Annotated in this window: 1 protein-coding gene and 1 pseudogene; both read left to right on the forward strand. The window is 56.4% G+C overall.

Annotated elements, in window-relative coordinates; translation table 11 throughout:
* A partial coding sequence (locus tag X742_RS1000000175295; RefSeq protein WP_032925178.1) for a hypothetical protein occupies nt 1–299 on the forward strand: 299 nt, incomplete at its 5' end.
* A 158-nt stretch (nt 300–457) separates the two neighbouring features.
* A pseudogene (locus X742_RS140365) lies at nt 458–894 on the forward strand (hypothetical protein); the annotation flags it as partial.

Here is an 894-nt window from a genome sequence, read left to right on the forward strand (position 1 = left end):
CACCAGGCCTTTACGGCTCCTATGCCGTGGCATCTTGGTTGAAGGACCTCAGCAGCGCCGTATGGACGGTCGAGCTGCCTCGGGATGCGGCAACCGCAAGCTATGATCCCGAAGAGAACCCGCAAGGTGCAATCCGCACAGGCTGCGCCGCCACACAATACCTTCATAAGCACATCTTTTCGACCGTGAAGGGGTTTTCTGGAGGCGACGGTACCTATGATCTATCCCGATCGCTAGCGGCAGATCCGTCCCACACGGCTTGCGCTGCTGCCGCCTTTAAGATTCAAAAGCTAAAGTAATGGCTCGCCAGACCTTAGTGTTAGGAACTACGGCGTCGGCAGAAACTGAACCGTTCCCGCCGTCGACGGCAACCCCACGACTTGACAATACAGTGCTGTGCAGATCCAACCCGAATAAACCCTCTCAATATCCGTATCCGCCGTCGGAGTCTCACTCTATGCAGTTCAAGTCCCGTAATGTTCGTGCGCTGGCGGAGTGCGTCGTCGGTGATGCTGCTTACTTCCCATACCGATCAAGCAAATACATCACCGAGTTCTTCGAAGATTGCGATCTCCCATTCGTTCACGATGGCTCCACCCGCTGGGCTTGGGCCACGGACCGTCTGACAGAACTTTTAGCCGAACCTTCGCTGCAGCCTCACGCACTTCCTGGCCGTTTCGTCCGTGTCTTCCGCATACTGATGGACCGGTCGGAGGCCGTCGATGAAGACCTCGGCCGGTCAAAGGCGCTGGAGACCCTCAACATCCCTCTGAAAAAGGAAGGCTATGAGGCATACTTCGACGAAACGGGTACGCTTCAGTTCCGGCACATTGCGACGAAAAAGGTTTCTGAGGCCTCGAACCCTCACCGGCCTTTGGCGCCTGAGGAAATCAA

Origin of the sequence: Mesorhizobium sp. LNHC229A00 (assembly GCF_000502415.1) — a bacterium.
Lineage (GTDB): Bacteria > Pseudomonadota > Alphaproteobacteria > Rhizobiales > Rhizobiaceae > Mesorhizobium.